This window comes from Ulvibacter antarcticus, assembly GCF_003688405.1.
In the GTDB taxonomy this organism is placed as follows: domain Bacteria; phylum Bacteroidota; class Bacteroidia; order Flavobacteriales; family Flavobacteriaceae; genus Ulvibacter; species Ulvibacter antarcticus.
On sequence record NZ_REFC01000012.1, the window covers coordinates 806509 to 822763 of the forward strand.

A 16255-nucleotide genomic window follows, 5' to 3' on the forward strand; every position below is an offset into this window, starting at 1 on the left:
AAATCACCTTGTTTGAAAAAAAATCACATTATTCTGCTCATTTTAGCTGTGATTCTGATTGTAGGAGGAATCATCTTCTTTTTTAATCAGAATTTATTGAAGACCTATCACATTTCAACAACTGCAAATGAGCCAGCACTGGAACAAGGAACATTTATAATTAGTTCCAGTTTATGGAAGCCAAAGAAGAACGATTTCGTTCTCTTTAAGCATAAAGATTCAGTCTTTGGAATCGGTGCATATATTTATAGACTTATTGCCACTGAAGGTGATACACTTCGAATCAAAAACAGTACTACTTTTATAAACAGTTCAAATGTAGATAGTAGTTTAAATCTAAAACATGCGTATTTTATTTCTGAAAAGCAAATGAATAATGTTATGGATAACCCGGATTATCAAGAGGCATACCTTACGCAAGACAGCTACTTAGTTCATTTAAAAGATTCTATTGCAGCGAAAAACGACTATAAGAGAAACTTAATGAAAGTGAGTGAACCAAATCCGATTGTGAGTAAAGTCTACAACGCAAATTGGAATGCAAACTTTTTCGGACCTTTAGTAATTCCAGAAAACAAGATATTTGTTATGGGTGATAATCGTGATAATGCGATGGATTCAAGATATATAGGACTCATCGATGAAGAAGAGATCATTGGTGTAGTAAGAACAAATTGAGAAGATCATCAGTAAAATCAATACCTTCAGAAAATATCAAATCAACAATTAAACGAAAGACGGAAAAACTAAATGACGAAGATCCTTCTATATCCTACATACTTTCCATCTATTGTGCAGATGATTGCGGTGGTGAAGGCAGAAGAAGTTGTATTTGAAATTAATGACAATTACCAAAAACAAACCTATCGTAACCGCACATATATTGCTCACAATAATGGCAAATTATTGCTCAATATTCCAATAAAACATACAAAGGACGGTGAACGTCAGAAAACGGCCGATGTGGTTATAGAAAATGACTTCCCATGGCAGTTACATCATTGGAAATCCTTACAGACAGCCTATCGCACTTCTCCTTTCTTTGAATTTTATGAAGATGATTTAATGCCAATTTTTAAAACTCCGGCTAGTTCGTTATTAAAATTAAACTTTCAAATTTTTGAAATGCTTCAGGAGCTTATTGGTTTCAGTACAGATTATTCTAACACTGAAACATACCAAAAAACACCTGATTTCCTGGACTTACGATTACTTTGCGATGTGAGAAAAGCGAAGAAGTTCGTTATGGAGCCATATACCCAGGTTTTGGAGGCAAATCATGGATTTTTACCAAATTTATCGGTCCTGGATCTCCTTTTTAATGAAGGTCCTAACACCCTGAATTATTTGGAATCGCAAAGTTTTAAATTCGAGTAGTGTTGAAGATTGCACCTTAGGGTTTTTCATTAGGATGCTCAGTGATCGACTGTTACCAACCAACCTTAGCGCTTATAGGATAATGATCTGAAAACGTGCGCTTACTAGTTTCAAAGCTTAAGACTTCAAAACTTTCCGAAGTAAAAATATAATCAATCCGCATTGGATAATAGTCGAAAAGATAAGTGGTTCCCAGGCTATTTCCTTTTTCCACAAACCCATCTTTCATTCCTTTTTGGATTTTTCGGTAGATATAAGAAAATGAAGTATTATTAAAATCCCCACAGAGCAACACAGGAAACTTACTTTTCGCCTTATGCTCCATAACAGCCTCCATTTGCTGTTGTTGTCCTAAAAATGCATTGGACATTCGCTTGCGCAGCTTTTCTTTATCACCATCCTGCAACGTCGCTACCGACGGAGTTATTCCCATTGATTTTAGATGCAAATTATAAACCCGAATCGTATCGTCCCCTTTCAAGACATCTGCGTAAATACTATTATTATAGGTTTTATCAAAATCAAAGGCGCCGGTATTTATCAATGGATATTTCGATAGAATTGCATGTCCCAAGACATGTTTTTTGGTAACACCCTTATTGTTTGTTGTCTTTTTAAAATGTACAAATTGATAAGGATATTCAGAAAAAGTCTGATTTGCGCCATTATAATATTCTTGTATACAAACTATATCCGGTTGCTGCTCTTCCAGTATTTCTGAAATAATTTCTGAAACATTTACCTTAGAATCATCTTCATAGGCATTGAACAAACGCACATTGTACGACAGTATCTTCAAACTGTTCTCAAATTCATCTGAAGATTTTTCCGAAGAAAATTCGATAAAGGGATTAAAAAAGAACCATGCCGCCACTAAAATAACAGCAGAAAGCAAAAATGTTCGCTTCCTTCTTATCAACCAATAAATCACAAAGATAATGTTAATCACAATTAAAGGTGAAACTCCCAAACTAAGTAAGGAAAGATTTGGAAATCGATCTGGTGGCAGATAAGGAAGCACAAACGACAATAGCAGACAAACTGCAAATATTTGGTTAGCCCTATAAAGTATTTTCGTAAAAAAACCTGATCCTCTCAACGTTAGTATGTTTTCTATTCCTCCTTACCGGCTTTAAACAAAAAGTCTTTCTCTGCCTTCGTCAAGCTTTCGTAACCACTTTTACCAATCTTGTCTAAAATACCATCCACCTTTTTCTGATGTTCAGATTTATTTACCTTGGCGTTAGTGGGTGTTTCTGTTTTTCGCTTGTTGCGATGTACTTTTCTAAACGGTTTTTGAGTCCGCGGTTTAAACAAGTTAGTACACCAATCCATGATATTTTCAAACCATTTTCCGATATCATTTCCTTTGACCAATTGTACCGCGTAAAGATAGCCAAAGATTCCGCCTCCTATGTGAGAAATTAGACCTCCGGCATTTCCAGATGAAGGCAATCGTACCAAGTCAAGAAGGAACAAGAAGGCTGCAATCTGCCACAACTTTATAGTAAATGAAAAAATCCTGAATTCGGTGTTAGGTGTATATGTAGCAATAAAAATCATGATCGCCGTTACGGCCCCCGAAGCGCCAATTAGAAACGCTTGTTTTTCAGCAAATACAGGGAAAAGGTTATAGGCAAAAACATAAGCTAGTCCACCAAAAAATGCTCCTAATAAATAAATGGTTAAAAATCGTTTAGCATCGAAGATGTTGAGTATGTATTTTCCAAACCAATGAAGCCATAGCATATTAAACAGCAAATGGAAAAATCCGAAGTGTAAAAAACTATAGGTAAGTACCGACCAAGGTTGTGTTATAATCGAACCTAGATCACTAGGCAAAACAAACCAACTTGTTAACCAGTCCGGGTTTACCTTAAACAAGAAGGTAGCCAGATTGATCAATAAATAAATAAGTGCATTAATCACAATAAGTTTAGTGACTATGCTTGCCGTTTTATATTGATATGCTAAGTTATTTGCCATAATTTATCAATCCCACCTTCGATCATTAAAACTATTCTTTTTCCAGTAATACGCCATTAAAAATCCAAATAGCGCCCCACCAATATGTGCCCAATGTGCAATTCCAAAGGGAGAACCCGTTATTCCGAAGAAAAGATCACCCAAAATAATAGCAGGTATAAAATACTTAGCTTTTATTGGAATTGGAATAAACATTAGCATAAGCGCCACATTTGGAAACATTAACCCAAAGGCTACCAATACACCATAAACGGCACCAGATGCACCAACTGCAGGAATCGTATAGGAATCATACAAATTTTGAATAGTTTCCCTCGAAACTGAGTTCAATATATCTGGATTGAATTGTCCTGAAGACAACAATTCAGTTATTTGAGCTTGAGACATTCCTGCTGCTAGTAAGGCATCCATTCCATTTTGCACAAAATAATAATTCGACAATGTATGTATTAAAGCTGCACCTATACCTGCGGAAAAATAAAAGAATAAAAATTTATTTCGACCCCAACGTTCTTCTAATGGAGACCCAAAAGCCCATAATGCATACATATTAAAAAGTATGTGCATAAAATTACCATGCATAAACATATGCGAAATTGGCTGCCAGAATTTAAAGCTCGGACTCTCAAAATAATAGAGCGAAAATAGCTTGTATGCCACGTCTCCAGTAAGCTGTGTTCCAATAAAGAATATCACATTTACAATGATCAGTGCCTTAACTGTATCTGTTATTCTCCCCATTTATATAAATCTTTTATCAAAATCATTAACGTTCATTGTAATCAATACTGTCTTATTATTCGGTGCGACACTTGGTTCCTTACAAGCAAATAATTGATGTACCAGATGTTCTTGTTCTTTTCGGTTCAACTGAGTCCCAGTTTTTACAGCCATACTCTTTGCCATTGACTTAGCTAACAGATCGTTCTGACTAAAACCTGCATCTGGCACTTCGTCCTTAATATCTTTTATCAATTGTTCTAAAACCTGAGCTACCTGACTTTCAGAAATGCTTACGGGTGTACCGCTAATTTCGACGGTTTCTTTATCGAGCGATGAAAACACAAATCCAGTATGTTCAAGTTGCTCTTGTATTTTTTTGAGAATTTCGATATCCGGTTTTGAATAATGAAACTCTAGTGGAAATAATAATTGCTGACTTACAGCTTCCTGAACAGTGATATTCTTTAGCAACTCTTCATACAAGATTCGCTGATGAGCCAAATGCTGATGGATGATCATCATTCCCGATTTTATAGGGCTAATAATATACTTATTATGCAATTGAAAAGTCGTTTGTCCTGAAGCTTCCGAATCTCCTTCAAAAAGGGTTCCAGTCACCTCATCGCTTTCTACTTCAATATTGTTCATTCGATGTGAATTCGACGTATTATCGCCATCCACTTCATCTTTCAGACCTACATACAAGGATTCCCAGGAAGCAGTATTTTCCCTTTTATATGGAAATTTTATATTGCCCTGAGAGGCTTCTCTTTTAAATGGATTAAAGGCTCTATCTACTTCTATCGTTGGAGCTACTGGAAATTTCTTACTGTATTCGTATGGCGTATCGAAGCCTGAATCTTTATTGAAATCCAGAACAGGAGCAATACTAAATTGTCCCAAACTGTGTTTTATCGTTGATCGCAACATTGCATACATAGAATGTTCATCATCGAATTTAATCTCGGTCTTTGTAGGGTGAATATTTATATCGATAGTTTTAGGATCTACATCCAGGAAAAGAAAATAGCCTGGATTCATCCCATCTTTTATTAAACCTTCGAAGGAAGCAACAACCGCATGATGTAGATAAGAGCTTTTTATAAAACGGTCGTTTACAAAAAAGAACTGTTCTCCCCTACTCTTCCTAGCAAAATCGGGTTTTACTACAAATCCACTTATTTTAAGAATTTCGGTTTCTTCACTTACTGGAACCAATTTCTCGTTTGTTTTTGTACCGAATATATTCACAATTCGCTGACGAGAGTTACTCGCCGGCAACTGAAAAACATCACTTCCATTGTTAATCATTGTAAACGCAACATTAGGATGCGCTAATGCCACTCTATGAAATTCATCTATAATATGTCGAATTTCGACCGTATTACTTTTTAGAAAATTACGTCTGGCAGGAATATTATAGAATAGATTCTTCACCGAAATGGTGGTTCCTTTTTGCACAACAGCAGGTTCCTGAGAAATCACCTCACTGCCTTCAATGGCAATCTTTGTTCCTACTTCGGAAGAGTCTTCTGTTCGTGTTTTTAACTCTACATGTGCGATCGCAGCAATCGAAGCCAATGCTTCGCCTCTGAAACCTTTGGTATTAATACTAAATAGATCTTCAGCCGATTTTATTTTTGATGTCGCGTGTCTTTCGAAGCATAATCTGGCATCGGTTACACTCATGCCGGCACCATCATCAATGACTTGCACTAAAGTTTTTCCTGCATCTTTAATAACGAGTGTTATCGATTCAGCTTTCGCATCAATAGCATTCTCCAACAATTCCTTTACAACAGAAGCCGGACGCTGTACGACCTCCCCTGCAGCAATTTGATTCGCTACATGATCCGGTAAAAGTTGAATGATATCTGCCATTATTTTTGCGAGAATATGGACAAATCGAAGTCAATTATAAAAAGAAATAGTAAAATAAGGGCTAACGCAACAATCACAATTGTAGCATTTAAACCACCATTGTTTCTATTTCGGTTAGCGATTCGCGCATCTCTCCATTGTCCGCTAAAATCATTACTGTTGTAAACATCCTGATACGCATCGAATTTACTGGCACTTTTTACCTCATCAGCTCCTTCTTTTCCTTTAAAATACCTAGGAGTATAGTTGAAGTGATTGTTCGTTTTAAGTCTTTTTATTAATGTGAATTTAATAGGTCCCATAGCGCTTATCGTGTTTCAAAGTTACTTAAAATAAGACAGTTTTAGGAATACAAACTGTGCATAATTTTAAACAATTAACGTGCCGTTTTCATGAAACACAGCTTAACAAGATTATTCTAATTTTATTGTTCGATCAACAGGATTGACCTTAAAATGCCTTCCGAAGATTAGAAAATAAAAGTAAGCCTGTTCTTTTAAAACTTTGAGTCCTTTCGAAGTTGTGCCATTTTAATTGCGGCAATTGCTGCCTCAGAGCCTTTGTTTCCGTGTTTACCACCACTGCGATCAATAGCCTGTTGTAGATTGTTATCTGTTAGCACACAGAAAATCACAGGAATATTATTCTGAACATTCAAGTCTTTTATGCCTTGTGAAACTGCTTCACACACGTAATCGAAATGCTTTGTTTCCCCTTGAATAACACTTCCAATGGCGATTACAGCATCCAGCATATCGTAACTCTCCTGCATGCGTTTACATCCATAAATAAGTTCGAAGCTACCGGGAACATTCCAACGCACGATATTTTCGTTGATGGCTCCACAATCTTTTAATGTATCGAAAGCTCCCTGAAACATGCCTTCGGTAATTTTATCATTCCATTCAGAAACAACAATCCCAAACCGAAAGTCCTTCGCGTTTGGGATTGTTGTCTTATCGTAAGCCGATAAATTTTTATTTGATGTAGCCATATTTACTGCATTGCTTCAGCCTTCCCGATATTAACGGTTGCTTTAGCAAATTCTGGTGCATTCGGATACTTCTCAGTAATTTCAGTAAAATGCTTTATTGCTACTGCAGGCTTTTCTAATTTCATTGCTGTTAGTCCAGCTTTCAATAAAAACCTTGGAGCTGTAAACTCATTTTTATTCATACTAGCGGCAGCTTCGTAATAACCCAATGCTTTATCATCCTGACTCAACTGGACAAATGCATCACCAATCGCACCTTTAGCCAATGGCCCGATTATCGCATCATCGCTGCTAAAATCATCTAGGTAATTGATTGCCTCTTTGTAATTGTTTGTATTTAAGTAAGACATTCCGGCATAGTATCTCGCAAGATTTCCAGCCTTAGTCCCTCCGTAGTTGTTGATAATATCGAGGAATCCGTATTTTCCTTCACCACCTTGAAGTGCCAAAGTAAATAGTGAATCTTTTGATGTAGCCGTCAATGCTTCTTCAAAATAAGTCTGCGCCTGAAACATTTCGTTGGTCGCTTCTATCTCTTTTGGTTTCTGAACAAACTCGTGGAAAGCCAAATAACCCAACACACAGATAGCAACAACCCCAATAAATCCTAAGATATATTTCTGGTTCTTCTCTACCCACTCTTCCGTTCTGGATGCACCTTCATCTAAAGTATTAAATACCTCAGCCGTTGTACTTCCTTCTTCTATGTTCTGCTCTTTCTCGGCCTTAGTTCTTGGTTTACCACCACGTTTCTTGTACGTTGCCATAGTTTAGTTTATTGAAGCGCAAAAATAAAATATTTATTAGAATTTAAAAGGGAAAAGATTTCTTATTTTTCAATAATTTGCAGTGCGTAATTCTGGTTTCTGAAGAATATACATTTAATCGGGTTTTAAAGAGCAACTACTTAATTACTATGCTGTTAGAAAAAATATCACTTCTTAATTATAAAAACTTTGAAGCCGAAACATTCGACTTCGACCCTAAAATCAACTGTTTTGTGGGTCATAATGGTGTTGGAAAGACAAATGTCCTTGATGCAATCTACCATTTGTCCTTCGGAAAAAGCTATTTTAACCCAATTACCGGACAAAACATAAAACACGGTGAGGAATTCTTTGTAATTGAGGGAGAATACATTAAAAATGACCGTCCGGAAAAGTTCATTGTAAGCGCAAAAAGAGGCCAAAAAAAGATCATAAAACGAAATGCGAAAGCCTACGAAAAATTTAGTGAGCATATTGGTTTTTTGCCCTTAGTGATTATTTCTCCTTCAGATCGGGACCTCATCACCGAAGGAAGCGATACCCGTAGAAAGTTTATGGATGGTGTGATTTCTCAAGGCGATAGCGGTTACCTTCAAAATCTAATTAGCTACAATAAAGTGCTGGCACAGCGGAATTCTCTATTGAAGTATTTCGCGGCTAACAATACCTTTAATAAAGACAATTTAGATATTTATAATGCTCAGTTGGATGGCTTCGGAAGTAAAATCTTTGAAAAAAGAACACAATTCATTGAAGACTTTACACCTATCTTCATGGAAAGATACGACTCAATATCTAGTGGCTCTGAAACTGTTAGCTTAGAATACAGCAGTCAATTAAAAGCTGAGAAGCTCCTAACACTACTTGAAGAAGGCATCACCAAAGACAAGATCACACAATACACAAATTATGGCATCCATAAAGACGATCTTAGCTTTCAGATTGATGGTCATCCCATTAAAAAATTTGGTTCCCAAGGTCAGCAAAAATCGTATTTGATTGCTTTAAAACTGGCGCAATTTGATTTTATTAAAAAACTGAACAAAGTAAACCCAATTCTATTATTAGATGATATTTTTGACAAGTTGGATGAAGTTCGTGTTGAGCAAATTATAAATCTTGTGTATAATGAAAACTTCGGACAACTATTTATAAGCGATACTCATGCCGATCGTACTGAAGAAGTGATAAAGAAGGTAGGGCAAACTTATAAGATGTTTAGACTTAGTAGTCAGTGATCAGTGGTCAGTGGGCAGTGGTCAGTGGGCAGTGGGCAGTGGTCAGTGGTCAGTGTTCAGTGGGCAGTGGGCAGTGGGCAGTAATAAAAAAGAACAGTCTTGTCACTTCGAGTGATTTAAAAAGGACTAAAAGGAGTTTTGAAATTATATCGAGAAGAGACAGTGGGCAGTGGGCAGTGGGCAGTAAAATAAAGTATGATTATGGTCACTTCGAGTGATTTTTAATGACTGGTAAAGGAATTAAAAAATGTATCGAGAAGATCGAAAAGAGAGAGAAGTCAAATTACAATTTATGAAAACAAATTTTATTATTATCCTTTTATTTTTCTTCGGAATTATTTCCTGTTCGAAACCTTATGAAGTAGCGAAAAAAGAGAATTTAGGTGGGTATTGGGAAATACAATCGGTCGAAATGCCGGATGGAACTATGAAACATTTTTCATTTAATGCTATTGTAGAATTCATTGAGGTTACTGGCGACTCTGGTGTGCGAACGAAGGTTTCTCCTCAATTGGATGGAACATTTATTACTAATGAGACTTCAGAAAAATTTATAGTAAAAATAGAAAACGATAGTCTGCGTCTTTTGTATGAAACACCATACGATAGCTGGAAAGAAACGGTGATTAAAGCAACAGACAGCAGCTTGCAAGTAAAAAACAAAGAAAACAAATTATATAGCTATAGAAAGTTTGAGAAGTTTAATTTTGAATAATGAAGATCGTTAGTAATTAGTAAAAACATGTCAGTTCGAGTGATTTCATGGAATGTTAATGAGATGGAATAGTATCGAGAACCTAGATTCTTAATTTAAAAAAGTGGCCAAAAGAAAAGCAGAAAACACCAGTATAAGCGATGTCCTCAAAGACTTTATTCAGACCAACAAGCTAGAAAAAGGGTTAGATAAAGTTGATGTAAAAAAAGCATGGCATGAAGTCATGGGCACAGCCATTTCCAAGTATACCACCAATATTCTTTTAGAACGTGATGTCTTGTATGTTTCGTTAAGTTCCTCCGTTTTACGCGAAGAATTGAGCTACGGCAAAGACAAGATCATAAAATTACTTAACGAAGAGCTTGGCAAGAAATTGATAAACAAACTTGTATTGAGATAAGTAAAGTTGGAAGTGGGAAGCTGGAAGTTGGAAGCGGGAAGCTGGAAGTGGGAAGTGGGAAGCTGGAAGTTAGACTTTTTTCTTTACTCTTCTTCTCGATACTATTTTTTATTCCCCTTGGTCATTAAAAATCACTCGAAGTGACAGACCTCACTACTAACCTCTAATTCTTTCTTCTTTCCTCTTTCCTCTTTCTTCTTTCTCCTTTCTTCTTCTTTCTTCTTCTTCTCGATACTATTTTTTATTCCCCTTGGTCATTAAAAATCACTCGAAGTGACGGACCTCACTACTTACTCCTTAACTAAAACTATTTAATCCACCCTTTTCCCTCACTAAAAACACCTGTTCCCTCAATCATGGTTTTTTAGTGGGATAATTTTTGAGTGCTTTGAGGTATCAAAACCATCACTCATGAAAAAAGCAATTACCATACGAATTCCGGAACCTTGCCACGAAAACTGGACAGAAATGTCACCAACTGAAAAAGGAAAATTCTGCGGAGTCTGCACTAAAGAGGTTATCGACTTCACTGCTAAAACCGATGAAGACTTGGTAAAAACCTTATCCGGAAAAACAAATGTTTGCGGCAGGTTTAAGAAAAATCAGTTGGATCGTGAAGTCAAACTAGAACGCAAATCGGGCATTAATTTAGCTCCTTACGCAGCCTCTTTATTACTTCCCTTATCGTTATTAGGTAATTCTGGAACGATGAATGGAAATAATGAAGCGTCGGAAAAGTCGGCCATATCATTAGGCATTGGGCGCTACAGCAATCCCGACAGGATCTTGATTTATACCACGGGTAGAATATTTGGTCAGGATGGGGCTCCGATTTCGAATGTAAAAATTACTACTTCAGAAAACGACAGAACTTTTTACAGTGATGATGATGGTTATTACAGAGTTCGATCTCTGGATAGAGAGACATTGACGTATACCAAGAGTGGATATGAATTACATACTTTTAAAACCGGTATTGCTTCATCAAAGCAGGATATTTTCCTTAACTCCCCGAATATTCAATCAATGATTTTAGGAAAAATAGCTATTCCGAAGGAAACCTACGAAGAAATTCAAGGTGATATAGTACAAATTGAAGAGCCTTCCGAAGAAAAAGTTTCCGAAGAGATTAACATTAAAGGCACTATCACGGACGAAGCCGGCTTACCACTTCCCGGAGTAAATATTATAATAGAAGGAACTAATGATGGAACACAGTCGGATTTTGAAGGAAACTACAATATAGAAGCAGAGCCGGGTCAGAAATTAGTAATTAGTTATGTAGGCTATGAAACACAAACTATTACGTTGTCTAATATTTCCAATACACTAGATGTTCAAATGTATGAGAGTTACGATGTCTTAGGAGGAATGGTGATAATATCGTGTAGAGCTTCATATGAAGAAGTTGAAAAGGTATCCTATTCTCTAACATTAGATGAAGTCAAAGAAAAACGTGCTCAAATAAAACAGGCCAACGAAAATACAAGAGCCTTCAACAAAATAAAACAAGCTCGAAAAAAAGCCGCAAGAGAATTAAGAAAAGGAAAAAAGTAATAACGAAGAAGAAAAATAGGAACGAAACGGGAAATTTCATTTGGACAGGGATATAGAAGTGAAATTTCTCAATCGTTCTATTATTATAAACAACAACAATCTTTTTGCTTCAACAATAATTAGCTTCATAAAAAGTTATATTTTTACGAAAAATTTATCTTAATGAAGTATTTGTACGGATTGGCAATTCTTTGCTGCCTTGTGTTATGGAGTTCTTGCCGAAATGATTTTGAGACAGTTGCCAGTAGTGGTAATTTGGAATTCTCCCGAGATACTGTTTATTTAGATACGGTATTTACGAATATTGGCTCAAGCACCTACAATTTAAAGGTTTATAACCGTAGTGATGAGGATATTAACATCCCAACAGTACGCTTAGGCGAAGGTGAACAATCTAACTACCGTCTTAATGTAGATGGCTTGCCTGGAAAAGTTTTCAATGACGTACAGATTCTAGCTAAAGACAGCATTTTTATTTTTGTCGAAACCACTTTTGATATCAACTCTCCCCCAATTTCAGATCTTCAATTTTTATATACCGATCAGATTTTATTCGACGCCGGAAGCCAAGAACAGAAAGTAGAATTGGTGACGTTGGTTAAAGACGCATCTTTTCTATTTCCGGCAGATTTGGGAAATGGCATGTTTGAAACATTAAACTTAGGAGTTGATGAAAATGGTGATGATATCTTAATTGAAGGATTTATCTTAGATGATACCGAATTACATTTTACCAACGAAAAACCCTATGTGATCTATGGCTATGCAGGCGTTGCGCCCGGAAAGACCTTAACAATCGATGCCGGAGCGCGGATTCATTTTCATGCGACTAGTGGAATCTTGGTGGGTAATACCGGTTCCATTCAAGTAAATGGTGCTCCAAGTGTAGACCCTGAGGCAATGGAAAATGAGGTGATTTTTGAAGGCGATCGTCTAGAGCCTGATTATACAGATGTGCCTGGTCAATGGGGAACCATCTGGCTTACCGAAGGGAGCATGAACAATAGAATGACGAATACCACGATCAAAAACTCGGTAGTGGGAATTTTAAGCGAAGGAAATGATGGAGATCCTAACACCAACGAGTTAGAACTTACAAATGTTCAAATCTACAATAGTTCGAATGTTGGTCTTTTAGCTAGAAACGGCCATATATTAGGTGAAAACATGGTGATTAATAATAGTGGTCAAACCTCTCTATCATGTTCTTATGGAGGAATCTACGAATTCAACCACTGTACTTTTGCTAATTATTGGACCAATAGTTTTAGATCTTTTCCCTCAGTGCAAGTCGATAACTTTTTGCCGATCAGTGATACGCAGGTATTGCTCGCAGATTTGCAAGCCGATTTCAACAACTGTATTATTTATGGAAATGAAATGCGCGAATTAGGGATCTCAATTATTGACGATCCTTCTGTTACTTGGAATTATAACTTCCGAAATAGCCTAATTCGTTTTGAAGATCCTACAGGAGAGTTTGACGATGATCCTTTTTATATGTTTGAAACTAATCCGTCTTTCATTAACTACGTATTGAACGTAGAGCCGTCCTTTCAGGAAACGAACTTCAACAACTTCAATATAGAAAAAGATGTAACAGGCGCAGAAGGAATTGGAAATCCTTTATACGGTCCGGTGATCGATCTTAATGGCACTACCAGAGTAAATCCACCAGATGCCGGAGCTTACGAAAGCATTGTGTTTCCAGATTGACACAATAAAAGTAAAAATTCACAATATACATCCACTATTTCAGCGAATAAATTTAATTTAATTTACTGATATACAGCTTGTTGTGATCAAATTTTGTATATTTATTTACTCGTATACAATCCTCTTCATATCCCCTTTTTTGTTATAGAATATTTTATGAATCAATCGATTCAAAAATTTCGAATATGAAATTTTAAAAATCGATCTATTTACTAACCATAAACATTATGACTATGAAGGCACTACTAAATTTTACAAAAGGATTATTTACAACTATTTTTATTGCCGGGCTATTAACTTTCTCTGGTTGTCAGAAGGAGAACCTTCCATCCTCGACTGATGAAGGAGCTTCTCAAATCACTACCGAATTACAAACAAAAGGCAGTGGTCCCTCCGCAAACGGACAAGGAACAATAACGCTTGCAAGTGGCTCTACAAGACATTTCTCTTTTCACGCTAAAATAAAAAATAATGGAGATGTTCAAGGAAGTGGGGTTCTCACATATACTGCTGGAGAGTTAAAGGTTCATTTTGACATAGAATGTTTAGCGATTACTGGGAACACAGCAATTATGACAGGTATAATCACAAATTATCCGCAATTTCCGGAACGAGTTGGCTGGGAATGCTGGTTCAAAGCAGTAGATAATGGTGAAGGTTCTAACGCCGATGCTGACGAACTCACATTAATGTTATCGAATCCTGATCTTGAAGATTGTGACTTCGATTACTTAGTAGCATTGAATGTAGTCGAAGGAGGGAATATTCAGATAAAACCTTAAAAGAAATTTCAAAATTTAAATCAGGGCTGCTCGTTTTATATTGAGTGGCCTTTTTTGTTCCTTTTTTGGCAATGAAAAAAAGAAAAATGTTTCAATTTCAAACTCTACTCGAAATCTTATTTAAATTAAATGGAGTGCTATTTTTTATCTGTTGATTTCTCTACCGAACTAGCATGGTCTTTTATCACGAACCACTTTCCGTTTATCATTTTTAGATCATAGCTCACAATCATTCGATTGAAATAGGGTTTTCCGTCTCGCAGTGGTTCTCTGTAGACTATTTCAGTTACTGCCATTCCCATCTCGGTTCCAATTTCAGTGTTTAAGATCTTTGTTTCGAAAGTCCAATTTGGTGAAGCGAACCAGTCTTTATGATACTGCATAAATTCATCTACTGTATTTGTTGTTTCGGTTCCCGGTAAAATAAGCTGCATATTGCCATTTGGCGATAATGTCTGTTTCAGAGTTTCCAGATCTCTATTTGTAACAGCATCGAGATGTGTTTGCATTGTTTCAATGAACATTTTACTGTTCTCTTCGGAAGGCATTTCCGAAGCAATTATAGTTTCCGAAGCTATCAAAGGATTTGTAACTTGCTTTTCTGTGCAAGCTGAAAAAATTAAGAGAAATAATAAAAAGCCAGGAAGTAGATAGTTATACGTTTTCATAATAGAATTTTAAGTTGAGAATAAGAGTAAGTCTTCGGGATCGTCTTTCAAATTAATCACATCTATCTGCTTCATTCCTAATTTTTGCAAAAGTTTAATGGAGTTGTGATTGTAATCTACGGTAATTCCCCAAATTGTTGAGAGTTTGAGTGTGTTTTTAGCATGCTCCATCAACGCATTGGTTGCCTCGAACGCATATCCCTTTTTACCATATCTGGAGAACATTGCAAAACCCATATCAGGATGCTCCAACGCTTCCCGTTTATACAAGCCACAGGATCCGAGTATCACCCCATCTTCCTTTCTCACTATTATATAAGCCCCATAGCCGTTATCCTTGTATTCAGATAAATAATGCTCTTCAATGTACTTTGCAGCCACTTCAACAGATGTTATTTTTCTATCCCCAATGTATTTAAGCCATTCGGGTGTATTGAGTAATTCATAAGTAAAAGGGGCGTCATCCAAGGTAAATTGTCGGAGTTGCAGGCGTTCAGTTTCTAATAATATCATTGTAATATCTTGAAAGGTAAAGTTATGTTTTTTTATTTTCTGAAGGTCGGTAGATCGTTCTTGGATAATCCAGAATATTTACCTTCTCCCCTTCCAACTCGCGAATAGCATCTTTAGCGATCCATTGAGCACTTTTCGAATTTTGTTGAAGGAGTTGTTTAGCTTCGGAAAGAGCCAATTTGTTAAGATCTATATTGCGTTTACCAATACTTCGAAGCGCCCAGTTCACGGCCTTTTTTACATACAGCCTTTCATCTGAAGCAGCCGTCTTTATCAATGGTAAGAATGCTACAAAAACCTTGTTGTCGGCTTTTTTATCTGCCATGCAATAGGAAGACATTGTTGCAAAAGCAGCCCGTTTCTCGAATTCAGCTTCTCGTAGGCTCCATTCGTTGATTTTTTTTAGAGCAAAAGGACTTTTGGAAAACAAACCCATAGAAAAGGAATCACAAATCTCCCAGTTTTCGAAGGTAGCCACCCATTTTTCCATGAGTGCTTCGGTTACATCTTTAGGTTTAAAAATTTTACTACAGAGGAGGCGCGCTTCATAAATACCGCTATCAAAAAGTTGCAAGGCAAGTTCGTTATTGTTACCAATTTCCTTGGCCAATACTTTAAGATCTTTGTGATAGATTCCGAGGGATTTATTCGCGATAATCCCAAACTTTTTACGCTTAAAATCTACTTTAAGGGGATTGGAAAGGGATTCTAGTTTTTCTAGGGTTTTATGAATGGTCATGTTTGTTACTCACTTAATAAAAGGGGAGCAATAAAAGCTACGTTCTGCACAAATACATGTTTGGCTTTCCCTCACAGAAACAAGAACGCTTGTCTAAATATACATTAATTTTTTAAATGACTGAGGTTTAACTCGTTGAACGGTATAAAAAAACCTTCAGCGAGTTACTAAAGGTCTTTTATTATTCTATCTTCAAAAA

Annotated in this window: 18 protein-coding genes; 8 read left to right on the top strand and 10 right to left on the bottom strand. The window is 36.4% G+C overall.

All coding sequences use genetic code 11. The annotated features are described in order from the left end of the window. The first annotated feature begins 12 nt into the window (after positions 1 to 12). Both lepB and BXY75_RS08475 read left to right on the top strand, forming a co-directional pair. A complete protein-coding gene (lepB, locus tag BXY75_RS08470) occupies positions 13 to 678 on the top strand; it encodes a signal peptidase I (RefSeq protein ID WP_170152870.1) in 666 nt (221 codons plus the stop codon). Between the two features lie 72 nt (positions 679 to 750). Then, the gene (locus BXY75_RS08475) at positions 751 to 1377 is read left to right on the top strand and encodes a WbqC family protein (protein ID WP_121907271.1); all 627 of its coding nucleotides are present in this window, start codon (positions 751 to 753) and stop codon (positions 1375 to 1377) included. Between the two features lie 52 nt (positions 1378 to 1429). Here the strand turns inward: BXY75_RS08475 and BXY75_RS08480 are convergent, their stop codons facing one another. The 7 genes from BXY75_RS08480 to BXY75_RS08510 form a co-directional block, all read right to left on the bottom strand. After that, complete coding sequence (locus BXY75_RS08480; protein ID WP_121907272.1) at positions 1430 to 2476, bottom strand: endonuclease/exonuclease/phosphatase family protein; 1047 nt, start codon at positions 2474 to 2476, stop codon at positions 1430 to 1432. Between the two features lie 14 nt (positions 2477 to 2490). Next, positions 2491 to 3363, bottom strand: a complete 873-nt coding sequence (locus BXY75_RS08485) for a rhomboid family protein (RefSeq protein WP_170152871.1) — start codon at positions 3361 to 3363, stop codon at positions 2491 to 2493. 6 nt (positions 3364 to 3369) lie between these two features. After that, the gene (locus BXY75_RS08490; RefSeq protein WP_121907274.1) at positions 3370 to 4104 is read right to left on the bottom strand and encodes a rhomboid family intramembrane serine protease; all 735 of its coding nucleotides are present in this window, start codon (positions 4102 to 4104) and stop codon (positions 3370 to 3372) included. Further along, positions 4105 to 5967 carry a DNA mismatch repair endonuclease MutL gene (mutL, locus tag BXY75_RS08495; protein ID WP_121907275.1) on the bottom strand — a complete coding sequence of 621 codons (1863 nt, stop codon included), beginning with the start codon at positions 5965 to 5967 and terminating at the stop codon, positions 4105 to 4107. Next, positions 5967 to 6269, bottom strand: a complete 303-nt coding sequence (locus BXY75_RS08500; protein ID WP_121907276.1) for a hypothetical protein — start codon at positions 6267 to 6269, stop codon at positions 5967 to 5969. Before BXY75_RS08500 ends, mutL begins: the two co-directional genes overlap by 1 nt. Before the next feature lie 194 nt (positions 6270 to 6463). Beyond that, positions 6464 to 6961: a 6,7-dimethyl-8-ribityllumazine synthase gene (ribH, locus tag BXY75_RS08505; protein ID WP_121907277.1), complete on the bottom strand. Its 498-nt coding sequence runs from the start codon at positions 6959 to 6961 to the stop codon at positions 6464 to 6466. Positions 6962 to 6963: 2 nt separating this feature from the next. Further along, positions 6964 to 7728, bottom strand: a complete 765-nt coding sequence (locus BXY75_RS08510; RefSeq protein WP_121907278.1) for a tetratricopeptide repeat protein — start codon at positions 7726 to 7728, stop codon at positions 6964 to 6966. Between the two features lie 149 nt (positions 7729 to 7877). Between BXY75_RS08510 and recF the strand changes: the two genes are divergently transcribed. From recF to BXY75_RS08540, 6 genes are all read left to right on the top strand, one after another. After that, positions 7878 to 8966, top strand: a complete 1089-nt coding sequence (recF, locus tag BXY75_RS08515) for a DNA replication/repair protein RecF (protein WP_121907279.1) — start codon at positions 7878 to 7880, stop codon at positions 8964 to 8966. Between the two features lie 292 nt (positions 8967 to 9258). Beyond that, positions 9259 to 9681, top strand: coding sequence for a hypothetical protein (locus tag BXY75_RS08520; protein ID WP_147437254.1), 423 nt, complete (start codon positions 9259 to 9261; stop codon positions 9679 to 9681). 103 nt (positions 9682 to 9784) lie between these two features. Continuing rightward, the gene (locus tag BXY75_RS08525; RefSeq protein ID WP_121907281.1) at positions 9785 to 10081 is read left to right on the top strand and encodes a DUF721 domain-containing protein; all 297 of its coding nucleotides are present in this window, start codon (positions 9785 to 9787) and stop codon (positions 10079 to 10081) included. Positions 10082 to 10492: 411 nt separating this feature from the next. Beyond that, a complete protein-coding gene (locus BXY75_RS08530) occupies positions 10493 to 11638 on the top strand; it encodes a carboxypeptidase-like regulatory domain-containing protein (protein ID WP_121907282.1) in 1146 nt (381 codons plus the stop codon). Between the two features lie 162 nt (positions 11639 to 11800). Further along, a complete protein-coding gene (locus BXY75_RS08535; RefSeq protein WP_121907283.1) occupies positions 11801 to 13354 on the top strand; it encodes a hypothetical protein in 1554 nt (517 codons plus the stop codon). Between the two features lie 233 nt (positions 13355 to 13587). After that, the gene (locus BXY75_RS08540) at positions 13588 to 14136 is read left to right on the top strand and encodes a hypothetical protein (RefSeq protein ID WP_147437255.1); all 549 of its coding nucleotides are present in this window, start codon (positions 13588 to 13590) and stop codon (positions 14134 to 14136) included. Positions 14137 to 14273: 137 nt separating this feature from the next. Here BXY75_RS08540 and BXY75_RS08545 read toward each other — a convergent pair whose 3' ends face one another. The 3 genes from BXY75_RS08545 to BXY75_RS08555 are packed head-to-tail and all read right to left on the bottom strand — an operon-like array spanning position 14274 to position 16056. Then, entirely contained in the window at positions 14274 to 14804 is a 531-nt protein-coding gene (locus BXY75_RS08545) for a YybH family protein (RefSeq protein WP_121907285.1), read from the bottom strand. A 9-nt stretch (positions 14805 to 14813) separates the two neighbouring features. Beyond that, complete coding sequence (locus tag BXY75_RS08550; RefSeq protein ID WP_121907286.1) at positions 14814 to 15317, bottom strand: GNAT family N-acetyltransferase; 504 nt, start codon at positions 15315 to 15317, stop codon at positions 14814 to 14816. A 22-nt stretch (positions 15318 to 15339) separates the two neighbouring features. Continuing rightward, entirely contained in the window at positions 15340 to 16056 is a 717-nt protein-coding gene (locus BXY75_RS08555) for a DNA alkylation repair protein (protein WP_121907287.1), read from the bottom strand. Between the last annotated feature and the right edge of the window lie 199 nt (positions 16057 to 16255).